The sequence below is a fragment of the Streptomyces sp. NPDC088254 genome (assembly GCF_044740925.1).
In the GTDB taxonomy this organism is placed as follows: Bacteria; Actinomycetota; Actinomycetes; order Streptomycetales; family Streptomycetaceae; genus Streptomyces.
Window position 1 is genome coordinate 203,164 of sequence record NZ_JBIURQ010000016.1, and the last position, 25,860, is coordinate 229,023.

Annotated in this window: 23 protein-coding genes, 3 pseudogenes and 1 riboswitch; of the genes and pseudogenes, 11 read left to right on the forward strand and 15 right to left on the reverse strand. The window is 71.9% G+C overall.

Features of this window, described 5'->3' with window-relative positions; genetic code table 11:
* Window positions 1-55 precede the first annotated feature (55 nt).
* Together ACIOC0_RS37590 and ACIOC0_RS37595 are read left to right on the forward strand one after the other, a co-directional pair.
* The gene (locus tag ACIOC0_RS37590; protein WP_402161056.1) at window positions 56-679 is read left to right on the forward strand and encodes a helix-turn-helix domain-containing protein; all 624 of its coding nucleotides are present in this window, start codon (window positions 56-58) and stop codon (window positions 677-679) included.
* The gene (locus tag ACIOC0_RS37595) at window positions 676-795 is read left to right on the forward strand and encodes a DUF6126 family protein (protein WP_402161058.1); all 120 of its coding nucleotides are present in this window, start codon (window positions 676-678) and stop codon (window positions 793-795) included. Before ACIOC0_RS37590 ends, ACIOC0_RS37595 begins: the two co-directional genes overlap by 4 nt.
* 33 nt (window positions 796-828) lie before the next feature.
* Here the strand turns inward: ACIOC0_RS37595 and ACIOC0_RS37600 are convergent, their stop codons facing one another.
* Entirely contained in the window at window positions 829-1,626 is a 798-nt protein-coding gene (locus ACIOC0_RS37600) for a tyrosine-protein phosphatase (protein ID WP_402161061.1), read from the reverse strand.
* Window positions 1,627-2,530: 904 nt separating this feature from the next.
* Between ACIOC0_RS37600 and ACIOC0_RS37605 the strand changes: the two genes are divergently transcribed.
* The 4 genes and pseudogenes from ACIOC0_RS37605 (at window position 2,531) to ACIOC0_RS37620 (ending at window position 7,468) form a co-directional block, all read left to right on the forward strand.
* Window positions 2,531-4,624: an alpha-galactosidase gene (locus ACIOC0_RS37605; RefSeq protein WP_402161063.1), complete on the forward strand. Its 2,094-nt coding sequence runs from the start codon at window positions 2,531-2,533 to the stop codon at window positions 4,622-4,624.
* A gap of 305 nt (window positions 4,625-4,929) precedes the next feature.
* A riboswitch (cyclic di-AMP (ydaO/yuaA leader) is annotated at window positions 4,930-5,088 on the forward strand.
* A 4-nt stretch (window positions 5,089-5,092) separates the two neighbouring features.
* Entirely contained in the window at window positions 5,093-6,097 is a 1,005-nt protein-coding gene (locus ACIOC0_RS37610; RefSeq protein ID WP_402161066.1) for a peptidoglycan DD-metalloendopeptidase family protein, read from the forward strand.
* Between the two features lie 183 nt (window positions 6,098-6,280).
* Window positions 6,281-6,556, forward strand: a pseudogene (locus tag ACIOC0_RS37615) (DUF6250 domain-containing protein); the annotation flags it as partial.
* 126 nt (window positions 6,557-6,682) lie between these two features.
* Complete coding sequence (locus ACIOC0_RS37620) at window positions 6,683-7,468, forward strand: SGNH/GDSL hydrolase family protein (RefSeq protein ID WP_351097232.1); 786 nt, start codon at window positions 6,683-6,685, stop codon at window positions 7,466-7,468.
* A 94-nt stretch (window positions 7,469-7,562) separates the two neighbouring features.
* Here the strand turns inward: ACIOC0_RS37620 and ACIOC0_RS37625 are convergent, their stop codons facing one another.
* Window positions 7,563-8,165 carry a TetR/AcrR family transcriptional regulator gene (locus tag ACIOC0_RS37625; RefSeq protein ID WP_402161069.1) on the reverse strand — a complete coding sequence of 201 codons (603 nt, stop codon included), beginning with the start codon at window positions 8,163-8,165 and terminating at the stop codon, window positions 7,563-7,565.
* Window positions 8,166-8,255: 90 nt separating this feature from the next.
* Window positions 8,256-9,434 (reverse strand): Glu/Leu/Phe/Val dehydrogenase dimerization domain-containing protein, encoded by a 1,179-nt coding sequence (locus ACIOC0_RS37630; RefSeq protein ID WP_402161071.1) that lies wholly within the window; start codon window positions 9,432-9,434, stop codon window positions 8,256-8,258.
* Between the two features lie 210 nt (window positions 9,435-9,644).
* On the opposite strand from ACIOC0_RS37630, the gene ACIOC0_RS37635 reads away from it, so the two are divergent.
* Both ACIOC0_RS37635 and ACIOC0_RS37640 read left to right on the forward strand, forming a co-directional pair.
* Entirely contained in the window at window positions 9,645-10,838 is a 1,194-nt protein-coding gene (locus tag ACIOC0_RS37635; RefSeq protein WP_402161073.1) for an MBL fold metallo-hydrolase, read from the forward strand.
* 254 nt (window positions 10,839-11,092) lie between these two features.
* Complete coding sequence (locus tag ACIOC0_RS37640; protein WP_402161075.1) at window positions 11,093-12,646, forward strand: alpha/beta hydrolase; 1,554 nt, start codon at window positions 11,093-11,095, stop codon at window positions 12,644-12,646.
* A 255-nt stretch (window positions 12,647-12,901) separates the two neighbouring features.
* Here the strand turns inward: ACIOC0_RS37640 and ACIOC0_RS37645 are convergent, their stop codons facing one another.
* The 3 genes from ACIOC0_RS37645 to ACIOC0_RS37655 form a co-directional block, all read right to left on the reverse strand.
* Window positions 12,902-13,177, reverse strand: a complete 276-nt coding sequence (locus tag ACIOC0_RS37645) for a TerD family protein (protein WP_402161076.1) — start codon at window positions 13,175-13,177, stop codon at window positions 12,902-12,904.
* 368 nt (window positions 13,178-13,545) lie between these two features.
* Window positions 13,546-14,337: a hypothetical protein gene (locus ACIOC0_RS37650; RefSeq protein WP_402161079.1), complete on the reverse strand. Its 792-nt coding sequence runs from the start codon at window positions 14,335-14,337 to the stop codon at window positions 13,546-13,548.
* Between the two features lie 316 nt (window positions 14,338-14,653).
* Entirely contained in the window at window positions 14,654-14,962 is a 309-nt protein-coding gene (locus ACIOC0_RS37655; RefSeq protein WP_402161082.1) for a YciI family protein, read from the reverse strand.
* A 109-nt stretch (window positions 14,963-15,071) separates the two neighbouring features.
* Here ACIOC0_RS37655 and ACIOC0_RS37660 point away from each other — a divergent pair.
* Window positions 15,072-15,263 (forward strand): annotated as a pseudogene (locus ACIOC0_RS37660) (GNAT family N-acetyltransferase); the annotation flags it as partial.
* A 92-nt stretch (window positions 15,264-15,355) separates the two neighbouring features.
* On the opposite strand, the gene ACIOC0_RS37665 reads toward ACIOC0_RS37660, so the two are convergent.
* The 3 genes and pseudogenes from ACIOC0_RS37665 to ACIOC0_RS37675 all read right to left on the reverse strand — a co-directional run bounded on the left by ACIOC0_RS37665 (window position 15,356) and on the right by ACIOC0_RS37675 (window position 16,884).
* Complete coding sequence (locus ACIOC0_RS37665; RefSeq protein WP_402161085.1) at window positions 15,356-15,643, reverse strand: hypothetical protein; 288 nt, start codon at window positions 15,641-15,643, stop codon at window positions 15,356-15,358.
* Window positions 15,644-15,742: 99 nt separating this feature from the next.
* A pseudogene (locus ACIOC0_RS37670) lies at window positions 15,743-15,946 on the reverse strand (hypothetical protein); the annotation flags it as partial.
* A gap of 194 nt (window positions 15,947-16,140) precedes the next feature.
* Window positions 16,141-16,884, reverse strand: a complete 744-nt coding sequence (locus ACIOC0_RS37675) for an SDR family oxidoreductase (protein WP_402161088.1) — start codon at window positions 16,882-16,884, stop codon at window positions 16,141-16,143.
* Window positions 16,885-16,988: 104 nt separating this feature from the next.
* On the opposite strand from ACIOC0_RS37675, the gene ACIOC0_RS37680 reads away from it, so the two are divergent.
* The gene (locus ACIOC0_RS37680) at window positions 16,989-17,837 is read left to right on the forward strand and encodes a LysR family transcriptional regulator (protein WP_402161090.1); all 849 of its coding nucleotides are present in this window, start codon (window positions 16,989-16,991) and stop codon (window positions 17,835-17,837) included.
* A 31-nt stretch (window positions 17,838-17,868) separates the two neighbouring features.
* On the opposite strand, the gene ACIOC0_RS37685 is transcribed toward ACIOC0_RS37680, so the two are convergent.
* From ACIOC0_RS37685 to ACIOC0_RS37700, 4 genes are all read right to left on the reverse strand, one after another.
* On the reverse strand, window positions 17,869-18,405 hold the full coding sequence (locus ACIOC0_RS37685) for an ATP-binding protein (protein WP_402161092.1): 537 nt from the start codon (window positions 18,403-18,405) through the stop codon (window positions 17,869-17,871).
* Window positions 18,406-18,504: 99 nt separating this feature from the next.
* Window positions 18,505-19,272, reverse strand: a complete 768-nt coding sequence (locus ACIOC0_RS37690; protein WP_402161095.1) for a hypothetical protein — start codon at window positions 19,270-19,272, stop codon at window positions 18,505-18,507.
* A gap of 229 nt (window positions 19,273-19,501) precedes the next feature.
* Window positions 19,502-20,347 carry an SDR family oxidoreductase gene (locus ACIOC0_RS37695; protein ID WP_402161097.1) on the reverse strand — a complete coding sequence of 282 codons (846 nt, stop codon included), beginning with the start codon at window positions 20,345-20,347 and terminating at the stop codon, window positions 19,502-19,504.
* Window positions 20,348-20,444: 97 nt separating this feature from the next.
* Window positions 20,445-21,410: a helix-turn-helix transcriptional regulator gene (locus ACIOC0_RS37700; RefSeq protein ID WP_402161099.1), complete on the reverse strand. Its 966-nt coding sequence runs from the start codon at window positions 21,408-21,410 to the stop codon at window positions 20,445-20,447.
* 65 nt (window positions 21,411-21,475) lie between these two features.
* Here ACIOC0_RS37700 and ACIOC0_RS37705 point away from each other — a divergent pair, with 65 nt between their 5' ends.
* Window positions 21,476-22,087, forward strand: coding sequence for a TIGR03086 family metal-binding protein (locus ACIOC0_RS37705; RefSeq protein WP_402161101.1), 612 nt, complete (start codon window positions 21,476-21,478; stop codon window positions 22,085-22,087).
* A gap of 163 nt (window positions 22,088-22,250) precedes the next feature.
* Here the strand turns inward: ACIOC0_RS37705 and ACIOC0_RS37710 are convergent, their stop codons facing one another.
* Both ACIOC0_RS37710 and ACIOC0_RS37715 read right to left on the reverse strand, forming a co-directional pair.
* Window positions 22,251-23,768, reverse strand: a complete 1,518-nt coding sequence (locus ACIOC0_RS37710) for an FAD-binding oxidoreductase (RefSeq protein WP_402161104.1) — start codon at window positions 23,766-23,768, stop codon at window positions 22,251-22,253.
* Window positions 23,769-23,938: 170 nt separating this feature from the next.
* Window positions 23,939-25,666, reverse strand: coding sequence for an NAD(P)/FAD-dependent oxidoreductase (locus ACIOC0_RS37715; RefSeq protein WP_402161106.1), 1,728 nt, complete (start codon window positions 25,664-25,666; stop codon window positions 23,939-23,941).
* Between the last annotated feature and the right edge of the window lie 194 nt (window positions 25,667-25,860).

Genomic DNA, 25,860 nt, shown 5'->3' on the forward strand with positions numbered 1-25,860 from the left:
TTGCCTATGAGGCAAGAAGTTTGCCCCGGGGGCAAACTTCGGGCTCAATGGAGGCATGACACCCTCCGACGCCGAACCCGACGAGGGCGAGGGCGACGTCCTGCCGGCCGTCGCGCCCCGGCTGCGCTCCCTGCGCCGCCTGGCCGGTCTCACCCTGGAGGCCGCAGCCCGCGCCGCCGGGCTCTCGCCCGCCCATCTCTCCCGCCTGGAGACCGGGCGGCGGCAGCCCTCGCTGCCGATGCTGCTCGCACTCGCCCGTGTCTACGGTACGACGGTTTCCGACCTGCTGGGCGAGACGGCCGCCGACCGGGACGCCGTGGTGCGCGCCGACGACATGGAACCGACCCGCGCGGGCGGCTGGACGTACTGGCAGGCCGGCGCGTCCGGGCGGGGCATGCAGGCCCTGCGCGTCCACGTCCCCCACGGCTCCCAGGGCGACATCGTGCGCGTCCACCCCGGGGAGGAGTGGCTGCACGTCCTGCGCGGCCGGCTGGTGCTCCGGCTCGGTGACGCCACCCACCGTCTCGGGCCCGGTGACAGCGCCCACTTCGACTCGCTGACCCCGCACCGCATCGCGGCCGGCGACCCCGACGGGGTCGACCTGCTCTTCGTCCACACCCTGCTGCAGAGCCCGACGGCCGCCCTGTGCCTCGGCCCCACCCCTGGAGAGACGTCATGAGTGACATCGAGGAAAGGTTCCCGCGCGGACTCTGGGTCCGTCTGATCATCTACATCGCTGTGGGGCACGTCCTCGCCGCGTTCATCTGGCTGCTGTTCGAGGTCGGGGCGAAGTAGCGGGGCCGACCGGAGGGGCGGCGCGAGGGCCCCTCAGTCGAGGAGCCGCTCCCGGAGCCGCTCCCGGGTCTGCTCCGTGAGCCCGAGCCCCTGCTCCAGGTAGGGGTCGACGCCGCCCCAGGTCGTCTCGATGGTCTCCAGCGCCGCCGAGAGGTACTCCGCGCGGGCGTCGAACAGGGGGCCGAGCAGCTCCATGACCTCGGGGGAGTAGGCGTCCGCGGAGGTGCCGCTGCGGCGCACCTTGTAGCGGCGGTGCTTGGCGTTGGACTCCAGGTAGTCGGTGAGGATCGCGTCGCGCTCCACGCCCACCGCGAGCAGCGTCACCGCGACGGACAGTCCGGCGCGGTCCTTGCCCGCCGCGCAGTGCATCAGCACGGGCACGCTGTCCTCGGCCAGCGCGTGCAGCACCCGGGAGTGCTCGGCCGTGCGCTGCGTGATGATCGAGCGGTAGGAGGCGATCATCCGGCCGGCGGCCTTGCCGTCGCCGAGGATCTGGCGCAGCTGTTCGATGTCGCCGTCGCGGACCATCTTCCAGAACTCCGCGCCGTCCGCCGGGTCGGACAGCGGCAGGTTCACGTTGCGCACACCCGGCAGCTCGACGTCCGGGCCCTCCAGCCTGAGGTCCGCCGCGTTGCGGAAGTCGAAGATGGTGTGCAGGCCGAGGGTGGCCAGGAACGCGGCGTCCTCGCCGGTCGCGTGCGCGAGGTGGCCGCTGCGGAACAGCACGCCGTGCCGCACCTTGCGGCCGTCGCCGGTCGGCAGACCGCCCACGTCGCGGAAGTTGCGCACACCGGCCAGCTCGGGCTCGGTCGACGGGATCTGCTGCGTCACGGGGGCTCCCTCCCGGTCGGTCCCCGCCGGCGCGGCTCGGTGCCCGACGGAACTTCCTTGACGATACGACATCGATTCACACCCCCGGCAGCCGTCCACCACCCACCACCACAGCCGAAGCCCACCGCTTCCCACGGCCCGTACCCGCACCCTCCAGGGCCCGAACAGCCCCGCACGAGGCTCGGCTCACGCGCCGCCAGCCGGTGCATGTGAACTCGGCGCACCCGCCGGGCGGCCCGACGCCGCTCACGCAGGGCCTGCCCACCCCCGTACGAGGCACGCGCACCCCCACAGGTGAGATCCATGTGAGCCCGGCTCACCCCCCGGCCGCCCCGGGCACGGAGGCCGGGCGTCACGCCGGGTCCTTCCTGCCCCCGCGCGACACCCGCCCGCGCGGGTCCTGCCAGCTACATGTGAGCCCGGCTCGCGCGCCGCGGGGCCAGGCCATGAGGCCGCTCACGAGCGCGCCTGCCCGCCTCCTGCGAGGCGGGTCTCAGGGGCGCGGGGAACTGCGCGACGAGCCACAACGCACCCCGCACCCGGCGACGAATCCGCGCCCTCCACGGAGTGCTGCCGCTGCTGTCCCGGCGTCCGCCGAGCTCCGTACAAGGCCCAGCAGACCCGACGTCCCCTAGGTCCGCCCGCGGTCCGCTCACCCGGCGTCCGCCGAGCCCCGTACCAGCCCTGGCTCACCCTCCCCGGATACGCCCGAGGCCCCCCGGCCTCTGCCGAGCCCCGTACAAGCCCCGGCTCACCCGACGTCCCCCCCGGTCCGCCTGAGGCCCGCTCACCCGCCGTCGCCCCCGTTCCGCGCGAAGCGCACCCCCCTGACGTTTGCTCAGTGAACGTCGACGTCGGATGATGTCGGCGATTGATCGCACCTGTTCGAATCAGTGGGGGTTTGATGCCCGAGTCCGACGCCGACGGCCGTACCTGGCTCCTCTCCGGGCCTGCCAGCAGCTACGCCGTCCATGTCACCGAGACCGACGAGCTCGTGCACCTGCACTGGGGCCCCCGGATCGAGCTGGCCGACGCGCAGGCGCTCGCCGTGCGCCCGCTGCCGGACTACTGGGCCTTCGAGTCCCCCCTCGACGGCCGCGAGGAGTACCCCGTGGAGGGCGGGGCCCGCTTCGTGCGGCCCGCCCTGTCGGTGCGCACCCCCGGACGGCGCGGCACCGAGTGGTCCTTCGTCGGCCATGAGACGGACGGCGGCGAGGAGGGCGACGAGCTGCGGCTGCGCTTCCGCGACGGCCGACTGGCCGTCACCCTGCACTACCGGATGCGCGGCGACGTCGTGGAGCGCTGGACGACCCTTCGCCACGAGGGCGGGCAGGGCGACGAGCCACTGGAGCTGCTGCGCGCCGACTCCGCCGTCTGGACGATCCCCGACCGCGACGGCTGGCGGCTGTCCCAGCTGCACGGCCGCTGGGCCGCGGAGTCCCGCCTCACCCGCGCGCCCCTCACCTACGGCGAGAAGGTCATCGGCAGCCGTCGCGGCCACACCAGCCACCAGCACCTGCCCTGGGTCGCCCTGGACGCCGACGCCACCGAGGAGCGCGGCGAGGTCTACGGCTGCGCCCTGGGCTGGTCCGGGTCCTGGCGGATCTCCGTCGCCCAACTGCCCGACGCCCGCGTGCAGATCACCGGCGGCGCCGGCCACGACGACTCGGGCCTGACGCTGCTCGCGCCAGGCGAGGACTTCACCACGCCCGTCTTCGCCGGCTTGTGGACCGACGAGGGTTTCGGGGGCGCCAGCCGCGCCTGGCACGCCTACCAGCGCGCCCACGTGATCCCCGACGCCGAGCGCGACCGGCCGGTGCTGTTCAACTCCTGGGAGGCCACCTACTTCGACATCTCCGAGGAGCAGCAGGCCACCCTCGCCCGCCGCGCCGCGGCCGTCGGCGTCGAGCTGTTCGTGGTCGACGACGGCTGGTTCGGCGCGCGCACCGGCGACCACGCGGGGCTCGGTGACTGGACGCCCAACCCCGACCGCTTCCCCAAGGGCCTGAAGCCGCTCGCCGAGTACGTGCACGCGCTCGGCATGCAGTTCGGCATCTGGGTCGAGCCCGAGATGGTCAACCCGGACAGCGACCTGTACCGGGCGCACCCCGACTGGGTGCAGTTCCAGCCGGGACGCAGGCGCACGGAACTGCGCAACCAACTGGTCCTCAACCTCGCCCGCGAGGACGTCCGGGAGTACCTCTGGCAGCGGCTCGACACCCTGCTGTCCAGTGCCCCGATCGACTACGTCAAGTGGGACTTCAACCGCTGCTTCACCGATGCCGGCTGGCCGGACGACCCGTATCCGCAGCGGCTCTGGGTGGACCATGTGCGCGGCCTGTACGCTCTGTTGGACCGGTTGCGGGAGGCGCACCCCGGTGTCGCCTTCGAGTCCTGCTCGGGCGGTGGCGGGCGGATCGACCTCGGGATCATGAGCCGTACCGACCAGGTGTGGACCTCCGACAACACCGACCCGCTGGACCGACTCGCCATCCAGCACGGTTTCAGTCAGATCCACCCCGCGCGGGTGATGGCCGCCTGGGTCACCGACAGTCCCAACACCCAGCTCAACGGCCGCGTCAGCTCGCTGCGGTTCCGGTTCGTCAGCGCGATGGCGGGAGTGCTCGGCGTCGGCGGCGACCTGTCCGAGTGGACCGAGGAGGAACTCGCCGAGGCCCGGCGCTGGGTGGATCTCTACAAGGAGATCCGGCCCCTCGTCCAGCACGGCGACCTCCATCGGCTGCGCGCCCCCGAGGGCGGCCTGAGCGCGGTGCAGTACGTGCGCGGGGGCGAGAGCGTCGTCCTCGCCTGGCTCCAGTCGCAGCGCTACGGCGAGCCGGCGCCGGCGGTACGGTTGCGCAGCCTCGACCCGAAGGCGTCGTACGAATGCCTCGAAACGGGCGAAGTGCACCGGGGGGCGGTGCTGTTGCATCACGGGTTGCGCACGGGACTGCGCGGTGACCTCGATGCGACGGTTGTCCGTCTGTGCCGTATCTGAGCGCTCTGCCCGAATTGATGCCCTTCATTCAACTCGGTCTGGAATAAGGGCCGCTGAGCGGTGCGGCGTGAGCAGCGTCATATTCGTGACCGTGCGTCATTAGCCATGTTCACGTAATTCGTGGAGTTTTCATGAGTGTTTCCCGCAGAATGCGTCACCTGGTGCACGGAGTGTGACGGGAGCACGGCGCAGCGGATCACGACGCGGACGTCACCGGGGCACGTGTCGCTTGTCGTCGCGTGTCCGGGTCGCTTAGGTTTCACGCCAATCCGGACGGACGCCGAATCCTGCCGCCGACCGGAACCCGCAGACACTCACCCGTCCACGGCAGGAGCGGGGGACCCACAGGCAAGACCGCCTGTTCCGGTCTCCGGAACAGGCTTGGGGTAAAGCCGCGCTCCGGCGCGGCCGGGCATCTCCAGCCCGCACCCGACAGCTCACCTCGCAGGCGCCGGAGAGGAACCCGCCATGCCCGCGAAGGGTAAGCACCGCCGTCCCAAGGCTCCGCGCTTCAGCCGTTCCATCGCCGCCGCCGGCACCGGCGGCGCGGCTCTCGCCCTCCCGCTCATCGGCGCCGCCGGCGCCCACGCGGCTCCCGCCCAGTCGGCGGCCCAGTCCGTCTCCTCCGTCTCGGACAAGCCCGTGCAGACCGTCCCGGTCGCGCAGCGCTCCGCCGCGGCCGAGGCCCCGGCCGCGGCGAACACCACGACCTACACGGTCCGGTCCGGCGACTACCTCTCCAGGATCGCGGACGAGCAGCACGTGCGCGGCGGCTGGCAGAAGCTGTACGCCGACAACCGCGAGGCCGTCGGCGAGGACCCCTCGCTCATCCACCCCGGCCTGAAGCTGTCGATCGGCAAGCGGGCGGCGGCCGGTTCCGCGGGCGCCGCCGGTTCCGGTGACACGGCGTCGAAGGGCTCGCGCTCCGCGCACTCCTCCAAGTCGTCCGCCCCCAAGTCCTCCCACTCTTCGAAGTCCTCGCACTCCTCGAAGTCCTCGCACTCTTCGAGGTCCGCCACGAAGACGTCGGCCGGGCAGACCACCCGCGGCGGCGGCAACGTCTCCGGCTTCAGCCTCCCCGTGTCCAACGCATCCGTCGGCACCCCGTACCGGATGTCCGGCAGCATGTGGTCCAGCGGCTACCACACCGGCGTCGACTTCGTCGTCCCGACCGGCACCTCGCTCAAGGCCGTCGGCGCGGGTACGGTCGTCTCCGCGGGCTGGGGCGGCGCGTACGGCAACCAGGTCGTCATCCGGCTCGCCGACGGCTACTACGCCCAGTACGCCCACCTCTCCGCGCTCTCCGTCTCGGCCGGCCAGAGCGTCTTCCCCGGCCAGCAGGTCGGCCTCTCCGGCTCGACCGGCAACGTGACCGGACCGCACCTGCACTTCGAGATCCGCACCACGCCGGACTACGGCTCCGACGTCGACCCGGTCGCCTACCTCCGCGCGCGCGGCGTCTCCGTCGGCTGACGGGCCCCCGTGGCCGCCACGAGTCCGTGATCGTCGTGTTGCGGTCTCGTGGCGGGGCTCCCGGGGTGTCGACAGCGGTGGCGGGGCGAGGGCACGGCGAGCTCCGCCTCTCGCCCGGCAAGCGCTTTCCGTGCCGTCCGCCGTACTCCGCGCGTCACGAAGGAGCCGTTCCCCAAGACGGCCTCCAACTCCAACACCACGACCCGGATGCGCCGTTACGTCGGCCGGCCGGGGGAGCGGCCGCTGCTGCACGACTGCACCGAGCCGCTGCTCGTCGCGGGCGAGCCGAACCACGTCCGCATCGTGTCCGACGGCTCCACCGTCCGGTGGCGGAACAACGGACCGCTCGTGTTCGACCACACCGACCCCGAGCCCTGCATCAGCGGGCACTTCGCGTTCCGCACCACGTGGAGCCGCTTCCGCATCAACGACTTCCGCGTGTGGTCCCTTATTCCTTGATTGGCAAATTCTTTAAGGGTGTCCTTTCTCACCGCCAGTCAACCCTTGCCTACGGTCGCGTAGGTCACATTCGACGGTGAATCATGCACTGCTGTGGCAGACGATTCGAAGAGTGACAGCAGATCAGTGATCGGGTCGTACGTGGCGGTGGGGGACAGCTTCACCGAGGGCGTCGGCGACCCCGGGCCCGACGGGGCGTTCGTCGGCTGGGCCGACCGGTTCGCGGTACTGCTCGCGGACCGGCGGCCGGAGGGCGACTTCCGGTACGCGAACCTCGCGGTGCGCGGCAAGCTGCTCGACCAGATCATGGCCGACCAGTTGCCGAGGGCCGTCGAACTCGCGCCCGACCTCGTCTCCTTCTGCGCGGGCGGCAACGACATCCTCCGTCCCGGCACCGACCCCGACGAGGTCGCCGAGCGGTTCGAGCGGGCGATCGCCCAACTCACCGCGGTGTGCGGCACGGTCATGGTGACGACCGGGTTCGACACCCGAGGCGTCCCCGTCCTCAAGCACCTGCGCGGCAAGATCGCCACCTACAACGGGCACGTCCGCGCCATCGCCGACCGCTACGGCTGTCCGGTGCTGGACCTGTGGTCGCTGAAGTCCGTGCAGGACCGGCGGGCCTGGGACCACGACCGGCTCCACCTCTCCCCGGAGGGGCACACGCGCGTGGCGCTGCGCGCCGGCCAGGTGCTCGGCCTGGAGATCCCGGCCGACCCGGAGCAGCCCTGGCCGCCGCTGCCGCCGCGCGGCGCCCTCGACGTCCGCCGCGACGACGTGCACTGGGCGCGCGAGTACCTCGTGCCGTGGATCGGCCGCAGGCTGCGCGGGGAGTCCTCCGGGGACCACGTCACGGCCAAGGGCGCGTTGTCGCCGGACGACATCAAGATGTGGATCCAGTCGGTGGCGTGAGAGGCCGTCCGCGCGGAGGGACCGCGTCGGCGCGAGCGGCCCCTCCGCGCGGCCGGCCGTGCGCGGGCGCGTCCACCCGGACGCTGCCTGCTGCTCAACTCCCCGTCGGCAGACCGAGTTCCCGGGTGAGCGTCTCCTCGACCCAGTCGTGGGCCTTCGCCCGGGACACCCCGCCCTGGTAGGACGTCAGCTGTACCGCGAGACCGTCGAGCAGGGCCGTCAGGCGCAGGGCGGCGCCGGCCGGGTCGGGGCAGCGGAACTCGCCCGCGGCCACCCCCTCGGCGATCACCTCGGCCAGCGCCGCCTTCCATTGCCGGTCGAGATCACGCGCGACCTCCCGCAGCGCGGGCTCGCGCAGCGACACCGCCCAGCCCTCGATCCACAGCCGCCAGCCCTTGGCCTGGCCCGTGGGCGCGTACCAGCGCACGGCCGACCGCAGCCGGGCCAGGGCCGGGGCCCGTCGGCCCAGCAGCTTGCGCAGCCGGGCCAGATCGTCCTGGGCGGCGTGCGCGAAGGCGGCGGCGACCAGCTTCTCCTTGGTCTCGAAGTGGTAGAGCACCAGCGCGTTGCTCACCCCGAGCGACGCGGCCACATCGGCGATCCTGACCGCCGCGACGCCCCGCGCCTCGATCTGCTCGATGGCCGCCCGCAGCAGCTCCTCACGCCGCTCGGCCACGCTCAACCGGACTCTCGCCACGCGGCAACCCTACACACCCCCCGCGACCTGCACCGACGTGCTCACAGCCCTCTTTGCACACGCCCGCGCCGTCACCCGGTGCGCCCCGCCTCAGCGGTGATCGCCGAACCGTCGCGTGATCGCCGGCAGGCGCTGGGCGGCGAGGGCGTGGGCGGCGGCGCGAGGGGTCGTGCCGTCGCTCTCCGCGCGCGCGAGGACGCCTTCGACCAGCGCCCGCATCGAGCGTCGGATGTGCGCGAACGCCTCGTCCGCGTCCGCGCCGATGTCGCCGAAGAGCGTCCACCACCACCAGGCGTTGGTACCGGAGTTGACCACGACGTCCGGCAGCACGCACACCCCGCGCGCGTGGAGCAGCTCCTCCGCCGCCGAGAGGACGGGCATGTTGGCGGCCTCGGCGATCCACCGGGCGGTGATCCGCCCCTGCTCCTCGACCCCGATCGCGTACGACACCGCCGCCGGCACCAGCACCTCCACGTCCGCCGAGAGCCAGGCGTCGCCCGGCAGCTCACGGTCGCCGGGGCGCAGGGCGGCGCGGTCGACGGTGCCGTACGCGTCCCGCGCGGCCAGCAGCGCCTCCACGTCCAGGCCCTCGGGGTTGGCGATCGTCCCCTTGACGTCGGCGACGGCCACCACCGTCAGCCCCGCGCGCGTGAGGAAGCGGGCGGTGGCCCCGCCCATGGTGCCCAGCCCCTGGAGGGCGACCCGCGTCCCGGCGTACGGCACTCCCGCCCGGTCCAGCGCCGTGAGCACCGACTCGGCGACCCCGCAGCCGCCGGCCAGCTCGTCCAGACCGATGCCGTCCACCTCGACGGCGAAGGCGTCGGCGAGCCGCCTCCGGGCCGCCTCCTCGTCGTCGAGCAGCGGATAGACGGCCTGCACCGACGACACCAGACCCGCCTCGGCGGCGGCCCGGTCGACGACGTCCTGCGTGAGCCCCAGGTCCTCACCCGTGGTCCAGCAGCTCTCGACGTACGGCCGCACCGCCCGCAGGTACCGCACCAGCAGCCCGTATGCCCCAGGGTCCCGCGGATCGCAGTCGATGCCGCCCTTGGCGCCGCCGAGGGGGACGTAACGGGCCTCGGGGTCGTAGTGGAGCGCCTCCTTGAAGCTCATGCCGCGGGCGAGGCCGGTCACCTCCTCCAGGGTGCAGCCCGCCCGCATCCGCAGGCCCCCGCTGCACACGCCGCGCACCAGCCGGTCGACGACCAGGAAGCCCTGCCGGCCGGTGACGTCGTCGGTCCAGGTGAGGGACAGCAGGGGGGCGGTCATACGGGCTCCTCGACCTGGGGCCATCACTGAACGGCAGGTCAGTATCGGGAGTGGCGGACAGCGGTGTCAACGCGGGGCGGGGCGCCGGTGTCGGCGCGGGGCCGGACGTTCATGGTCGATGCGAGGGCGGCGCCCGCGCCGGGGTCGGCCCCGCGTTGTCACAGGGGCCGACCATAATGGAACCCTCAGCGATTCCACCCTGGAGGTACCGTGGCCGGTTCCCGTTCCCCGCGCTCAGGGCTTCGCGCGCTCCGGCCCGAGGCCTTCGGCGCGGATCCGAGCGGCGAGCGCCTGGCGCGCATCCGCAGATCGCCCCACTTCGCCGACGGCGTCTTCCAGAACCCCGGCGGCCCGGCGCGCACCCGCCCCTCGGGCTCCGCACTCGACCTGGCCAAGGCGTTCCTCGACAAGGACACCCGCACCCGCCGCGCCCCGGCCGGCACGCTCCCCGTGCACGCCACCACCGTCGCCGACCTGGCCAAGCCGGCCGCGACGGGCCTGCGGCTGACCTGGCTCGGCCACTCCAGCGTGCTGGCGGAGATCGACGGACACCGGGTGCTCTTCGACCCGGTGTGGGGCGAGCGCTGCTCCCCCTTCCCCTTCGCGGGCCCGAAGCGGCTCCACCCCGCCCCGCTGCCGCTCGCGGCCCTGGGCCCGGTCGACGTCGTCGTCATCTCGCACGACCACTACGACCACCTGGACCTGCCCACGATCAAGGCCCTGGCCGGCACCGACACCCTGTTCGCGGCGCCGCTCGGAGTGGGCGCCCACCTCGAACACTGGGGCGTCTCGGCGGACCGGGTGCGCGAGCTGGACTGGCACGAGGCGACGAAGGTCGGCGGACTCACCCTCACCGCCACCCCGGCCCGCCACTTCTGCGGCCGGGGCCTGCGCAACACGCAGCACACCCTGTGGGCCTCCTGGGTCGTCACGGGCGAGGAGCACCGCATCTACCACAGCGGCGACACGGGCTACTTCGACGGCTTCCGCGAGATCGGCGCGGAGCACGGCCCGTTCGACGCCACGATGATCCAGATCGGCGCGTACTCCGAATTCTGGCCCGACATCCACATGACCCCCGAGGAGGGCCTCCGCGCCCACCTCGACCTCCAGGGCGGCGAGCCGACGGGCGTACTCCTGCCGATCCACTGGGCCACCTTCAACCTGGCGATGCACGCCTGGGCGGAGCCGGGGGAGTGGACGAAGGACGCGGCCGAGGAGGCCGGCCAGGCGGTGGCGCTCCCCCGCCCGGGCGAGCCGTTCGAACCGGCGGGCAAGGTGCCCGCGGAGGCATGGTGGCAGACGGTGTCCGGCCCGATCACCCGCCCATGGCGCCACCCCCGACGCACCGAGGACGCGGCCGAAACAGGCAGCGGTGATCTTGACCTCGCGGGTGAGCGGTGAACGGCCACAGCTCGCCCCGGTGACGGCCTCGCGCCCCTTGGCTCACCCAGCAGGCCGGCGTCCAGCCCACGCGGCGGCCCGGACCGCAGGGGGAGTCGCGTGAGCGCGGGGTGGTCGAAAGGCCCGGGCCTTCCCGCGAGCCGAGCTGTCGGAGGCGGCTAGTACCCTGCACTCATTCGACGACCGGACGATCACGGGGACGGGCATGCGGGCACGGGGTCTGGGCGGCCAGGGGCGGGAGCGGGGGGATTCCGATGCGTGACGCACATCCGTTACGAAGCCGCAGACCGGGCCTCCCGGCGGGTGCGCTCATCATCGCCGGGGTCGTCCTCGCCGTGATCGGGGCCATCGGCGCCTGGTTCCAGCACGACGCTCCCGGCCGGAATGCGGAACCGCGTACGGAGTTCACCGCGAACAACCCGCCCGCCGGTCTGCCCCCCGCGCTCACCACCGGCCAGCACCTCAACTGGTCCCGCTGCACCTCGCCGCCGTCCGCGCGCACGGGCTACGACTGCGCCGCCATGAAGGCCCCCCTCGACTACCGGAAACCGGACGGCAGGACGATCGACGTCGCCCTGATCCGCCGCAAGGCCACGGGCCCGAACAGCCGGCGCATCGGCTCACTCGTCCTCAACTTCGGCGGCCCCGGCGTCTCCGGCGTGAGCGGACTGCCCGAACACCTCGACCAGTACGCGCCGCTCCTCGACCGCTACGACCTGGTCTCCTTCGACCCGCGCGGCGTCGGCGCGACCATCCCCGTGCGCTGCGGCAAAACCGCGGACGACACCGGCTACGACGGGGCCGACGCCTGCGCCGAGCACTCCGGGGCGCTCCTCCCGTACATCGGCACCTCGCACACCGCGCGCGACCTCGACCTGATGCGCTACCTCCTCGGCGACGAGCGGCTGCACTACTTCGGCGTCTCGTACGGAACGACGCTCGGCGCGGTCTACGCCCACCTGCATCCGTCGCACGTCGGACGGCTCGTCCTCGAAGCGCCCGTCGATCCGACCGAGAACCTCAACGAGGGGCAGGTGTCGCAGGTCAAGGCGGTCCAGGCGGCGTTCGACCGGTTCGCCGCGCACTGCGCGGCCCGCATCCGCAACTGCCCCACCGGCGACGGGCCCGAGGAGGCCGCGCGACGCATGGCGCGCCTCGCCGACCGCCTGAAGAAGAAGCCCGCCCCGGCCGGCGACGGAAGAAACCTGGACGCCGACGACCTCGCGAACACCGTCAGCGATCATCTCGTCCTCGGCACGGACGGCTGGTCGCCGCTGGCCAAGGCCCTCTCCGCGCTGATCGACCACAACGACGGCCGTCCGCTGAGCGAGGGCGTGGAGGACGTCGGCTCCGCCGACCGCGCGGAGACCCCGCACGGCAGCAGCCGCGCCGCCCGGACCGCGATCACCTGCGCGGACTCCAGCCTGCGCCCCGACTTCGAACGCCTCGACAGGGACGAGGCCCGCGTCGAAGCCGCCTCACCCGTCTTCGGCGCGGCCTGGTCCACCGGCGTCTACCTCTGTTACGGCTGGCCGTTCGACGGCGAGCGCCCCACACCCCAGGTGAGCGCCGACGGCGCGGCCCCCGTGCTGGTCGTCGGCGGCACAGGCGACCCGATCACCCCGTACCCCGGCGCCCGCCGCATGGCCCACGCCCTGGGCGACGGAGTCGGCGTCCTCCTGACGGCCGAGGAGGAGGGCCACGGCACATACCCGCACAACCGCTGCGTCACGGAAACGGTCGACCGATACCTCCGCACAGGCCGCACCCCGGCCCCGGGGAAGGTGTGCCGAGGCAGCATGTCCTGAGACCCGAGCGGACCCGCCGGGTGGCCGCGACTGGCTCTGACGGGCAGGCGAACTGACGCTGCCGCCGCGTGCCACCCGACGCCGTAGGCGTCGCGACCTGCACCGCGTCGGGCACGGTGCGGCGGATGGCCTCGGCGCAGGTCGCGGAGCCGTCACGACAGACGACCTCGCCGCCCGGATGCCCGCGCAGCCACGCCTCCAGAGCGTCGGCTGGGTAGCTCTGGCCGACTGCCCATAGGCGCCAGACCGGGCCCCTTAGGTAGATCTCCGCGAGGAGCATCGTGCGTTCGGTGGTGGCGGCGCTACGACGACTTTGCGGGTTGTGGGGGGCAGTGAGGCCAGATCGAGGGTGATCGTCTGCTCGGCTGGGCCACCGGTGAGCAGACGTACTGTTCCGGCGGGGCTTTCCGGGGCCCCGTAGAAGATGAAGTCCTCGTCGAAGTCGACCTGTTCGTCCTCGTCGACGAGGAAGGCGACGACGTCGACGTCGAAGCGGGATTGTGGGGTCCAGCCGGCGGTGATGTGCCACACGGGGAAGGGTGCTCCGGACGGCGCAAGGAAGCCCGCAGGATTCCGGCCAGTACAGGGGTGCCGTCCAGTGCGTCGTGAGCACGCTGTCGGGGAACGCCGTAATGGGCGGCGGGCGTGCCGAGCTTCAGGTCGTCGGTCGGGGGGTCGACCTGGCCATTGAGGGCCAGGGCGCAACCACTGCGACGGACAGCACTCGGTCCCGCCGGGGTATGAGTCCTGAGGTTTCCACGTCGATCAGCGCCCAGTCGTGGGCGTAGTCACCGACGGTCGGCATGTCCGGGCCGGCAGGGACGAGACTCATCGCGTGGTTGCCCGATCAACCCGGTGGCGTACGCGGCCCGGTGTTCCTGCCGCAGTGCGACTGACGGTCAGGGACAGGACTCATCGAACTTGACCGCCTTGAGCTTGACCGGCTGCCCGTTGAGCGATGCGCCGGCGGCCGGCTCCTGCGTACACACCTGCCAATTCGATTCGACCAGCACCCAACGGTCGTCCGGCAGGGCATCCTCCACCGTGAGGGAGACACCGGAGTCCAGGGCGGAACGCGCGGCCTTCACCGACTTGCCGGCGAAGTTCGGCATCTTGCCGCCTTCGACGGTCGGAGGCTTCTCGTCCTTCGCCGGGCAGTCCTCCGCAAGCTTCACCGCCCCGAAGTCGAGGTCGGTGTCGGTCGTCCTGGAGGTGCCGGCCGCCACGTTCTGACTGCATACCTTCCAGTTGCGGTCGAACGCCTGCATACGTTCCCGGCCCAGTGCGTCGTGCGAAGTGAGCCCGTGGAAACCGGCTTCCTGCGCCTTGTCCTGCGCCGACTGCAGGCCCATACCCACGAAGTCGGGGACGATCGCCTTCTTGGGCTTGTCCGCAGCCGGCTTGCTGTCGCCGGCGGTCTTGGCAGCTCCGCTCTGTGCGGGCTCGGCAGGAGCGGTCTTTGTCACGGTGACGGTGGGCTGTGGCTCGCCCTTACTGCTGACGCTCGTCTTTTCGGCCTCGGCGTTGCCGGAGGACCCGACGCCGACCCCGAAGAAGAAGACGAGAAGCTTGACCGGAATCGCGATGCGCTTTCGCGCCCACTTCGGCTTGCCGCCGGGCTGTACGGGCGGCGGCCCGAACGGTGGCCCGACGAACTTCGGCCCTGCAGGCGGCGTCTGGTTGTACGACATGCGTCCCCCATGAAGCGATTGTTGCAAGATGAACATAAGGGGTGCGAGGTGTCGACAGGGCGACCATGAGAGGGAAGTGACTGAATTGTGATGACGGGGTGAACATCGTGCGGCTCTCTGTGCTTCGGCCTGAGTCCGCCTGCAGGACGACCATGCCGTTCCCGGACGGCATGTGTCGATGTCGTCTGCTCCGTCGTCGACCACTCCCGCCCGGCCCACTGCTGGAGCACCCGGATGAGAAGGCCGTCACCTGCGCGGCCTTCCTCCGCTGACTGCCGCCTTCTTCGCCGATGTCCGCATCGACCCGTCGAACGGGTCAGCGGTCGTGACCTTCTGTCAGGACGTCCGCGAGGGCGGGGTGGACCCTGCCCGGGGTGATGGTGGTGACGGTGTACTTCGCGACGCCGTTCGTGACGAACGGGTCCTGGGCGGCGATCTGCTCGATCGTGGCACGGTCGACGCCGTGCGCGACGATCGCGCCGCCATCCTCCGTGGGGACGCTCTGGCCGGAGACCAGGAACGTTCCGGTTGCGTGATGGCGCTCCAGGTAGGCGACGTGAGCGGGGATGAAGGGGCCGGCGTCCTGTTCGGCCGCGGTGTAGTGGAGTTGGAGCAGGTGCAGCATGGTGTCCTCCCTCGTGTCGTCGGGCGTGGTTCGCGCGGTGGCATCATGGCACCCGCGCTGACCGGCGGGCCTGGCACCGTGGCCGCTGCGACCGGCCAAGGAGTCGTCGGCGTTCGACACCCTGGACCTGAACCGCGTCCAGGCCGAGACCGACACCCGCCACGTGGCGTCCGCCCGCGTCCTGGAGGAGCTCGGCTTCGTCCGCGAAGGCACTCTCCGCGAGGACTGCGTCGTCAACGGCGACGTCTCCGACTCCTGGGTCTCCGGCCTCCTGCGCCGCGAGTGGCACCCGACGGCCACGCCGACGGCCGACCGCCAGGACCGAGACCCGTGCGTTCGTCGGGGGGTGCTTGTTCCGTCAAGTGATGTAGGGGAGTGATATGCGCCCCAAGATCAGCCGAGTCCACGATGGGCGGCCCACAGCGCCCCGGCATGGCTGGCTGCGTCGGAGACCAGGGCCGCCAGTTCGGGTTTGTCGGGGACAGGGAACGAGACGTATGCACCCCGACCACCCCCGACTGGCCTGCCATAGGCCTTCACGGCGAGGTGGCCGTCGGGGAGGAGCCGGACGTTGAGTGTGGTCAGCGTGAACGCTTCACCGCGTCGAGTGTCCGTCCAGCGGAGCGCCTGCGGGATCACGACATTGATCGCCAGAGCACTTACTTCCAGATCGCTGCTCATGGACGGATGATTTCACGCGGGTCGACGCAGGCGGTCGCAACCGGCTTATGCAGCAGGCGATTTGAGCAGACGGGCGATGCCGGGCACCGGTGGGGGAAATCATCCCAGTGATGCCCGGCGCCGGCGTACTGGCTCAGGCTGCGGCAGAGGCGTGGCGCCGGATGCGAGGGCCCGGATGTGAGGGACCGCCTCGCGAAGGCTGACGAAGTGGCGATGCACGCCCTCCACCGCGACGGTGGCGTTCACACCCCACACCGTCCTCCCGGCCCGCAGCCCGGACCGCACTCCGGACGGGGCGTCCTCGAAACCAGGCTGCGGCCCGGCCGCCCAGGTTCAGTGGTCACGCGTCGATCATGCCAGGCAGCGGGCAGGCCATTGCGGGACATCTCAGGCCGCCCAGCCGGGGCCCAGGCGGTGAACCGGCCGTGCGCGGTGGTCGGTGACACACCGGACGACTCCGGCAGACACCGCCGCGCGCACCCGCTAGCGGAACCGCGTCACCACGGCACCTCTCCCTCGTCGTCGAAGAAGCGGCCCGTCGGTCCGTCGGTCGGTGCGGTGGCCAGGCGGATCGCGGCGGCTGCGCCCTGCTGGGGGGTGCGCACTCCCTGGAAGGCGTTGAGGTCGGTCGCCGTGTAGCCGGGGCAGACGGCGTTGATCAGGATGGGGGTGTCGGCCAGCTCCTTGGCGTACTGCACCGTGACGGCGTTGAGGAACGTCTTCGAGGGAGCGTAGGCGACCGAGATGGGGCCCACCTCGGCGCCGGGCGTGGTCTGGAGCGTGAGGGAGCCGACGCTGCTGGAGACGTTCACGATCCGCGGCGACGGCGAGCGGCGCAGCAGGGGGAGCAGGGCGTTGGTGACGCGGATGACGCCGATCACGTTGGTCTCCACGGCCGCCCGTACCCGGTTCACGTCGACCGTGGTGGGCTCCTGCGGTCCGCCGCCGGTGATCCCCGCGTTGTTGACGAGCGCGTCGAGCCGCCCGACTCGCTCCTCCATCAGCCGAGCCGCCGCTGTCACGCTGTCGTCGTCGGTCACGTCCAGCGGCACGCCGAACGCGTCGGCTCCGGCCGCACGCAGCTTTTCCACAGCGGCCTCGCGCCGCTCCTCGTTCCGCGCGCCGATTCCGACGGACCAGCCGAGGGCGCCGAGCCCGGCGGCGATCTCGTACCCGATGCCCTTGTTGGCCCCGGTCACCAGCGCGACCGTGTGGTGGTTCACAGTGTTCGTCTCACTCATGACATCGATACTTCTCCCTCGCCGGGCAGGGCGTCCAAGACCGACCGGGTGTGCGGCGATACCGCCCGGGTATCGCTCCTGGCCGGCCCGGTTAGGCTGGCGGGGTGGAGACACGTGAGCTGCGGTACTTCGTCGCCGTCGCCGAGGAGCTGCACTTCGGCCGGGCCGCGCAGCGGCTCGGGATCGCCCAGCCCCCGCTGTCGCGGGCGATCGGCGGGCTCGAACGGCGCCTGGGCACCCTCCTGTTGGAGCGCGGCAGCCGGGGTGTCGCCCTGACCGGGGCAGGGGCGGTGCTGCTGCGGGAGGCGCGGGCGGCGCTGGACGCCGTCGAGGCCGCCGAACGGCGCACCCGCCGGGCCGCCCTCGCGGCGACCGGCCGCCCCGCCGTGGTCCTGGCCGCGAAAGCGGGCGCCTCCAGCGAACTGCTGGCGAAACTCCTCGACGCCTACGCCGCCGAGCCCGGCGCCGTCGCCGTGGACGTCGTGCTGTGCGGGCCGGGCGAGCAGGCACGGCTGCTGCACGACGGCCGGGCCGACGTGGCCCTGCTGCATCGGCCGTTCGACGACACGGCCGGTTTCGACACCGAGGACCTGCACTCCGAGGGGCAGGTCGCGATCCTCCCTGCGGGCCACCCTCTCAGCGCCCGCCCCCATGTGCAGCTTGCCGAGATCACGGACATCCCCGACCTGCCCCTGCCCCGCTGGCCCCGCTCCGACGGCACCTTCCCGGACGGCCCCGGACCGCAGGTGCGCGACCACACGCAACTCACCCAGCTCATCGCCCTCGGACGCGCCTGCGCGGTCGTGCCGGAGTCGGGCCGCACCGGACTGCGCGAGGACCTCACCGCCGTACCGGTCCCCGACGCCCCGCACGTCACCACGGTCATCGCCTGGCCCCCGCACAGCCGCTCGACGGCGGTCGCGGGACTGGTCCGCGCCGCCACTGCCCTGTGACCGACGGCGGTGAACGCCGGGAAACCGTGCGTCAGTCGTGACGTCCGCTCTTCACGGCCGCTGCGATCTGCCGGGCGGCCTGGACGGGGGTGAGGTGTGTGGTGTCGACGACTTCGGCCTCGGCGTGCAGCCACGTGCGGGCCGCCTCGGCGTAGGGCTTGAGGTACTGGAGGCGGAACGGGGAGTCGGGGCCGACTACGGTGTCGCCCGCGATGCGCCCGCGAAGGGTGTCCTGGTCGGCGTGGAGGACGAAGTGCCGAACATCTACGGCATGTCGGGCGAGGCCCGAGCTGATCTCGCGCCAGTACTGCTCGACCAGGACCGTCATGGGCATGATCAGGGTGCCTCCGGTGTACTCGAGGACGCGCCGGGCGGTCTCCACCACGAGTGGCCGCCACGGCGGCCAGTGCTGGAAGTTGTCCGTCGTGGGCAGGCCCGGTGTGATGTCCATGAGTGTCTCGCCGACTTTCTCGGCGTCGAACACCCTTGAGTCCGGGATCAGTTGCTGCACGAGTGCACTGGTCGTCGTCTTGCCCGCGCCGTGGGTGCCGTTGAGCCATACGATCACGGGCTTCACGCTACGCAACTGGATCGGGCGATGTCGGGTGTTCGCCTGACGGATGGCTTGAGCCGTATCGGCTCCGTCCGGAAGGGCGCGGCCACCCGCTCAGCCGGCCGGTGTGTTCCGTGTCGCCTCGCGTGCTTCGGTGAGGGCTCGCTGCCTGATGTCGCCGAACAGCTGGATCGTGGTGGCGGCCAGGACGTCGTCCCTGCCGATGGTCCGCCTGTCCCCGCTGCGGAGGGGCGGGTCCTGGACGGGACTCGCGAAAGACGGAGGTTCGCCCGGCGTCCCCAGGGTGACCGTACCGAAACGCTTGATCCCGCCCTCGCGGACGACCATGGCCGCGTCCCGGGCGAGGTGCGTCAGGAACACGCTCGCGATTCCGTCCAGGTCGCGGAGCATCACCGGGACAGCCGTCGCCCCCTGGCTCCGCAGCAACCTCTTGATCCCCGCCTCGAACCTGTGGGCGCCGACCACCGCACTCGGTTTGCGGGACCTGCTTCGCTCGGGAGAAGGCACGATGACACCTTCGGCGTCGTACAGGGCACCGGTCCCGTCCTTGAACGTCGGGCTGTGGCCGTACCACGTGTCCGCCACATCGATCTCGACGTTCCGGCCGATCGCCGAGAGAAGGTCCCCGGGGATCAGCTTCTTCCGGGCCTCCTCCGCCGCCGCTCTCCTCGCGCCGGCGATCATCTCCGTCAGCACTGTCCGCGTCACCGACGCGGCGGCCCACGCGGCCGACCGGGAGACGTGCATCGGGGTCACGTCCCTGAACACCGCTTTGACGAGAGAAGGTGCGAACGGCGCGACATCCATGGCCGAGGCGGTCTCGGGACCGGTGCGCTCAGGGCGTGCGGGCTGTGCGGTCATCGGAGGAAGCGCTCCCTGCTGTCGGAGTGATCGGAGGCCCACACCTCATCACGCAGCCCCGCTCTCTTCCCGCGGAATCAGCCACCTCCCGCATGCCCTCGCACCGTGCGGCACCTGCGTCCGTACGGATGGTCCGCCCCGGATCCGTGCGGGGGACGTGCGGATCCGGGGCGGTGCTGGGGCCCGCCGGCGCTGCCCGAAGGCGTCGGCGCCGGTCAGGGCGTCGTCGTCACTTGAAGGCGTGGACGTTGCGCTCGGCCCATCCGGCGAAGGAGCCGGCCGGGCGGCCGAGGATCCGCTCGACGTCGGGGCTGACCCGCTGCTCGGCGGGGAGCGGCGCGCCGAGGATGTCGAGGGTGCCGTCGATCACCGGCTCGGGCATGAACTGCGCCATGTGCTCGCGGGCCTGCTCGCGGGTCAGCTCCACGAAGCCCACCTGCTCGCCGAGGGCCTCGGCGAGCGCCGCAGCCTGCTCGCGCGGGGTCACGGCGGCCGGGCCGGTCAGCTCGTACGTCTGTCCGGAGTGGCCCTCGTCGCGCAGGACCACGGCGGCGACCGCGGAGATGTCCGCCGGGTCCACGACCGGCAGGGCCACGTCGGCGAACGGGGCGACCACCGCGCGCTGGGTGCGGACGGTCTCGATCCAGGCGTAGGCGTTGGAGGCGAAGCCGCCCGGGCGCAGGATCGTCCAGTCCAGGCCCGAGGAGCGTACGGCCTCCTCGAACTCCCGGAGCCGGCCGTGCGAGAGGGCGTCCGGGCGGGTGCCGTTGATCTGCGAGGAGAGCAGCACCACGCGCCGCACGCCGGCCTGCGCCGCCGCGGCCAGGACCTCGACGGCGGGTGCGCCGCCGCCGAGCAGTTCGCCGGCCAGCAGGATGAACAGGGCGTCCGCGCCGTCCAGGGCGGGGGCCAGGGTGACGGGATCGGCGAGGTCGGCGCGGACGTGCCGCGCTCCCTCCGGAAGGTCGTAGGAGAGGGGGCTGCGGGACACGGCGGTGACCTTCTCGCCCGCCGCGGTGAGCGCCTCGACGAGCGGACGGCCGACGTTTCCGGAGGCTCCGGTGACAACGATCATGACAACTCCAAAGGTGTTGAGAAGAGGGGTGGTTGGGCCCGGTGCTGTGTCTGCGACGTTAGCATCTTCCGTATAGTAGGTACCTAGAGGAAAGTGACTACCGGATCACCGCCTCATGGGCCGCTCCGTAGTTCGCCATGAGTGCCTGACCGAGGCGGGCCAGGTGCGCCCGTGCCCGGGGCGGGCCCACCACCTCGACCTGGGTCCCGAGACCCGCCAGCTGTGCGGCCAGCACTTCCAGCGACGGCCCCGCGGCCTCGATCTCCCGCCTGCCGTCCGCCAGCAGCCGGCCGATGCTCAGCCGCCCGCCGAACAGCCGCTGGAGCACGGGCAGGGTGTCCTGGTCGGCGTGTGCCGTGACCGTCGCCGCGAGCAGGCGGTCCTCCGGGCGGGCGGCGAGCGAGCGCCAGGCGGCGGCCAGGTCGAAGTCGGCGGGGCGGCGGACCGGCTCGTCCGTCGGCTCGGCGGAGGTCACCCGGCCCAGCCGGAAGGAGCGCAGGCCGTCCGCGGTGCCCGCCACCATGTGCCAGTGGCCCGCCTTGAGGACCAGCCCGAGCGGGTCCACGACGCGCTCGTGCGGCTCGTCGCCGGGGCGGGCGTAGCCGAGCCGGACCCGTACGCCGTCCAGCACCGCGCGCTCCAGGACCGTGCGGTGCGGGCCGACCGCTGTCATGGCGGTGCCCGACCAGTCCAGCTCGTCGACGATCCGCGCCCGGGACGCCGCCTCGGCCTGCGGGCGCAGCGGTTCCGGCACCGCGCGCAGTAACTTCCGCAAGGCGGCACGCAGTTCAGGGGAGGCCCCCGACGAGCCCGCGGCCAGGAACAGTGCCTGCACCTCCGGTGAGGTGAGTCCGGTCAGGTCCGTGCGCGCTCCGCCGACCAGCCGCCAGCCGCCGCCCCGGCCGCGCTGCGCGTAGACCGGGACGCCGGAGGCGGTCAGCGCCTCCAGGTCGCGTCGTGCGGTGCGCTCGGAGACCTCCAGCTCCGCGGCGAGCTCCGCGGCGGTCACCAGGCCGCGCGCCTGGAGGAACAACAGAGCCGCCACCAACCGGTCAGCTCGCATCAGTGATGCAGCCTTTCGTGGAAAGTGGCCGGGGGATGGCCTGTTTGGTCGGAAGACTCGATGGCATGACGAACCCGAACCCGATGGACACCCCTGCCACGCCGGCCCCCGCTGACCCCCGCACCGGTCTGCTGAAGGCCGTCGACCTGGCGGGTGAGGTGCTCGCCGCCGTGCGGCCGGAGCACTACGACAACGCCACGCCCTGTCCGGACTACTCGGTGCGCCAGCTCTCCAACCACCTTGTCTCGGTGCTCCGCAGGGTCGCCGTCATCGGCGCCGGCGGGCAGTTCTTCAGCGTCCCGCACTTCGCCGAGGACGTCGCCGACGGCGCCTGGGACGAGGCCTGGGCGGCCGGTGCGAAGGAGCTGACGTCCGTCTGGAGCGACCCGGCGATCCTGGGCCGGGAGATCGGCCTGCCGTGGGGCCCCGTCCCCGGCGCCGTCGCCGCGGTCATCTACACCAACGAGTTCGTGCTGCACACCTGGGACCTGGCCAAGGCGACCGGCCAGAGCCCGGAGTGGGACGAGAGCGTCCTGGCCGGCCCGCTGGCCGCGATGCACCGTGCCGTGCCCCGCGAACCACGCGGCGGCCAGGTGCCGTTCGGCCCCGTCGTGGACGTTCCGGAGGACGCCCCGGCCATCGACCGCCTGGTCGGCTGGTACGGCCGGAAGCCCTGAGCCCGTCGCCTCCGTCCCTCCCGCGGGAGGGACGCCCCGCGAGGCCGCCGGACCCCGTTGTCCGGCGGCCTCGCGCGTGTGCCCGCCCGTTCTCGCGGAGGCCTGGGGGAGGGGCGCCCGGGATCGGGCGGGCGGTCGGTGCGGCATCGTCGGACGAGGGCCGTCAGGCGGTGCCGATGGACTGCGGGAAGCGGAAGAACCGGTTCGGGTCGTACTTGGCCTTGACGCGGGTCAGCCGCGCGTAGTTCTCGGCGTAGTACGACGTCTTCCAGTCGGTCAGCGACGGGTCCATCCAGTTCTGGTAGGTCTCGCCGTTCGACAGCGGGTCGATCGTGGCGAAGCCGTTGTCGATCCAGGAGTTCGCCACCGCCTTGGCCTCGTCGGTCACCTGGGCCGGGTCGTTGATCAGGACCCGGTAGTTGACCGAGAAGAGCGAGTCCCGGTGCACGTACGCCGTCGCGGTGCGCGAGATGTCGTTGGCGGCGCCGCCGAAGAAGTGGAAGTCCAGGTAACGCGCCTGGCCCGCCCTGCGGTTGGCGTCGAAGGCGGTCATCACGTCCGCCCAGCCGGCGGCGGAGTAGGGCTCGCTGCCCATGCGGGTGCGCTCCAGGCCGTAGGCCGGGCGGGAGAGGGTGCCCTCGGGGGTCTTCCCGGAGCGCTGGCACTGGGCCTCGGTGAGAGTGGCACAGCCGAAGATCATCATCATCAGCTGCTGGTACGTCATGACACCGTCCTGACGCTGCAGCGGGGCGCCGGTCAGCGCGAGCAACCGGGCCGTCTCACCGGCGAGTTCGGTGGGTGTGCCGCGGGAGGCGAGGAAGACGTTGGCCTGCGGCACCGAGCCGGGCGCGGCGTCGGGCTGCACCACGTAGGCGCCGCCGCCGATCGTGCGCGGGGCGTCCACCAGCCACCGGGCCACACCGTCGAGGACGTCGGCCATCCGGTCGTAGGGGAAGATCAGGTTGCTGATGGCCGTCTGGTCGCCGCTGTGCGGGGTGACCGTGAACTTCGTGACGATGCCGAAGTTGCCGCCTCCGCCGCCGCGCAGGGCCCAGAACAGGTCGGTGTTCTGCTGTGCCGACGCGGTCACCACGCGGCCGTCGGCGAGCACCACCTGTGCGGAGGTCACCGCGTCGCAGGCCATGCCCGTCGGCCGGGTCAGGAAGCCGAAGCCGCCGCCCTGGAGGAAGCCGCCGGCGCACACGGTCGGACAGCCGCCCTCGCTGACCACCAGGTGGTGCGGGGCGAGCGCGTTGAGGATGTTGACGTTCTGGGCGCCCGGGCCGATCTCCACCGACGAGGCGCTCTGCACCGTCACGGCGTTCAGCCGGGACACGTCGATGACCATGCCGGGGGTCGTGGACCAGCCGCCGTAGTTGTGGCCGCCGCTGCGGACCGCCGTGCGGACGCCGTAATCCTGGGCGAAGCGCACGCAGGCCGAGACGTCCGCCGCGCTCGCGCAGTAGGCGACCGCCTGCGGGTTGACGGAGTCGAACTGCCCGAGCTCCACCTGGCGGGCGACCGTGTAGTACGGGTCGGTGGGCAGCACCAGCTTGCCCGAGAGCTTGCTCGCGAGCCGGCTCCACGGCGTCGTCGAGCCTTCGGCGGCGACGGAGGCCGCGGGTACGAGGGCGAGGCCGGCGGCGGTGCCGGCGCTGAGCAGGGTTCTACGACTGATCACACGGTGTCCCAGAGTCGAAGCGGTCGGGTGCTGAGAAGTCGGTGCATGGGCCCGCACGGGGACGGGCGCACGGGGGTTGGCGCCAGGCCCCGTGCGGGCCGGTCGGAGGGGGTGAGCGCGCGTGCCGGGCCGCGGGGCAGGGGCGACACCTTCGCGACACGCCCCGGGGTTCAGGAGACCTTGCGGCCGCGCGCGGCGGACTTGACGACGCCCTTGAGCATCGAGCGGCCCAGGTCGCGCATCTCCTTGGGGCCGTTGGTGCTCGCCCACCACATGAACTTGATCATCGTGGGCGTGGTGGCCCGGTAGAAGCGGTGGTCCTCGCCGTCCTTCCAGCCGAACGGCGTGTTGACCGACTCGCAGTCGTTGATGGCCTGGAAGACGATGTCGGCCGCCTTGTCGCCGTCGATCTCACCGGCCTCGTACTTCAGGCACGTCTCGTGCGTGACGTCGAGCAGGTGCTTGAAGGCGTGGCTGTCCGGCCACCACAGGCCCGGGTAGGGGGCGTTCTCCATCTCCCGGAAGTGCCGGTCGTCGCCGTCCAGGGAGAACTCCTGGCGGGCCTGGATCTGCCGCATGGTGGCGGGCGTGGTGAAGCAGGCCCAGACCCTGAACACGGCGTTCCAGAGCCGGAAGTGGGAGAACGCGATGTAGGAGCTGTTGACGATCATGTCGTTGTACGTCAGCAGCCCCTGCTCCAGGCGCTCGACGTACTCGAAGCGCTTGGCGGAGAAGTCGTCGTCGCGCAGCGCCTCCAGGACGCGGTAGCACAGGGCGTCCACGACCTCGAAGGTGTTGGACAGGCCGCGCGAGTACAGCGGGTCGACGAAACCGGCGGCGTGCGACATCAGGCACCAGCGGTCGCCGACCGTCTGCTTGGACGAGTACTGGATACGGTCCGGCGTGGACACCCACTCACGCACCCGCCGCGCGCCCTCGAACTGGCGCTTCACGGCCGGGTACGTGTCGAGGTAGTGGTTGAACTCCTCGTCCGGGGTCATGTCCTCGGGCTGCGGGTACAGCCGCTCGTCGAAGGTGAGGCCGACGCTGCAGACGGGGTTGCGGGAGTCCTCGTAGTTGTCGAACGGGATGATCCAGAACCAGCCGCGCTCGATCAGGTGGTGCAGGGTGCCGCCGTGGAACGGGGACTCCGCCGGCGGCCGCAGCGCCTCGGGGTAGTTGCACACGTCGTCGTACGGCTTGATGCCGACGTAGTGCGTGAACAGCGAGCGTGCGTGGTGCTTGATCCGCGAGGGCTTCTCCCGCAGGTCGAACTTCTGGGCGAGCGGCGAGCGGAAACCACTGGCGTCGATGAGGTACTTGGCGCGGAAGACCTCGCCGCTCTGGCCCGTGACGGTGACGCCGTCGTCGTCGAAGTCGAGGTCGGTGGCGCGCCAGTTCTGGCGCAGGGTGCAGCCGTACTTGGCGGCGACGTTGAAGTAGTAGGTGTCGGTGTCCTGGCGGAACATGTGCGTCGCTTCGGTGAGCATCTTCGGGATGACGAACATCGTCGCCTCGCGCGGGTCCGGCTCCCGGTCGGGGACGTGCCGTACGAATCCGAAGCTCTGCTTCCTGCCGTGGTGGGCGCCGATGTACTTGGTGACGGCCTTGACGTCGAGCAGGTGCTTGATCTCGGGGACGTCGTACCGCACGGCGAGGATGTGCAGCCACTCCACGAGCTGCGGGTTCTGTGACTCGCCGACCGCGAACCGCGGATGCTGGCCGGCGTCGACGAGCACGACTTTCGCGCCCTGCCGGGCCAGGATCGCGCCGGTGATCGAGCCGCCGATCCCGGCGCCCAGGATGACGACGTCGCACTCGGTCCACTCGCCGGCCTTCGGCGCCCTCTTCTGTGTGTCGGTCTTGGTGGGCATCTTCGTCTCGGCCTTGCCGGTCAACTCGGAACTCCTCTTCTGACGAACGGGCGGCGCACCTCGTCGGCGCCGGTCGTGGGGGAACGGGCTGCGGTTCTGCAGCGCCCCGAGGGGCGCGCGGGGCCCGTATCGATGTGCGGCTACCGCCGCGTGGGCGCGACCAGCCACCACGGATCCGCAGATGACCGACGGCCTGTCGCGGCCTTCCCGTCGCGGCC

Bases quoted from the DNA above. Each gene is read 5' to 3' on its own strand.
- ACIOC0_RS37590 (WP_402161056.1), top strand. From the start codon at position 56: ATGACACCCTCCGACGCCGAACCCGACGAGGGCGAGGGCGACGTCCTG.
- ACIOC0_RS37595 (WP_402161058.1), top strand. From the start codon at position 676: ATGAGTGACATCGAGGAAAGGTTCCCGCGCGGACTCTGGGTCCGTCTG.
- ACIOC0_RS37605 (WP_402161063.1), top strand. From the start codon at position 2,531: ATGCCCGAGTCCGACGCCGACGGCCGTACCTGGCTCCTCTCCGGGCCT.
- ACIOC0_RS37610 (WP_402161066.1), top strand. From the start codon at position 5,093: ATGCCCGCGAAGGGTAAGCACCGCCGTCCCAAGGCTCCGCGCTTCAGC.
- ACIOC0_RS37630 (WP_402161071.1), bottom strand. From the start codon at position 9,434: ATGACCGCCCCCCTGCTGTCCCTCACCTGGACCGACGACGTCACCGGC.
- ACIOC0_RS37640 (WP_402161075.1), top strand. From the start codon at position 11,093: ATGCGTGACGCACATCCGTTACGAAGCCGCAGACCGGGCCTCCCGGCG.
- ACIOC0_RS37650 (WP_402161079.1), bottom strand. From the start codon at position 14,337: ATGTCGTACAACCAGACGCCGCCTGCAGGGCCGAAGTTCGTCGGGCCA.
- ACIOC0_RS37655 (WP_402161082.1), bottom strand. From the start codon at position 14,962: ATGCTGCACCTGCTCCAACTCCACTACACCGCGGCCGAACAGGACGCC.
- ACIOC0_RS37665 (WP_402161085.1), bottom strand. From the start codon at position 15,643: ATGAGCAGCGATCTGGAAGTAAGTGCTCTGGCGATCAATGTCGTGATC.
- ACIOC0_RS37675 (WP_402161088.1), bottom strand. From the start codon at position 16,884: ATGAGTGAGACGAACACTGTGAACCACCACACGGTCGCGCTGGTGACC.
- ACIOC0_RS37690 (WP_402161095.1), bottom strand. From the start codon at position 19,272: ATGACCGCACAGCCCGCACGCCCTGAGCGCACCGGTCCCGAGACCGCC.
- ACIOC0_RS37695 (WP_402161097.1), bottom strand. From the start codon at position 20,347: ATGATCGTTGTCACCGGAGCCTCCGGAAACGTCGGCCGTCCGCTCGTC.
- ACIOC0_RS37700 (WP_402161099.1), bottom strand. From the start codon at position 21,410: ATGCGAGCTGACCGGTTGGTGGCGGCTCTGTTGTTCCTCCAGGCGCGC.
- ACIOC0_RS37705 (WP_402161101.1), top strand. From the start codon at position 21,476: ATGACGAACCCGAACCCGATGGACACCCCTGCCACGCCGGCCCCCGCT.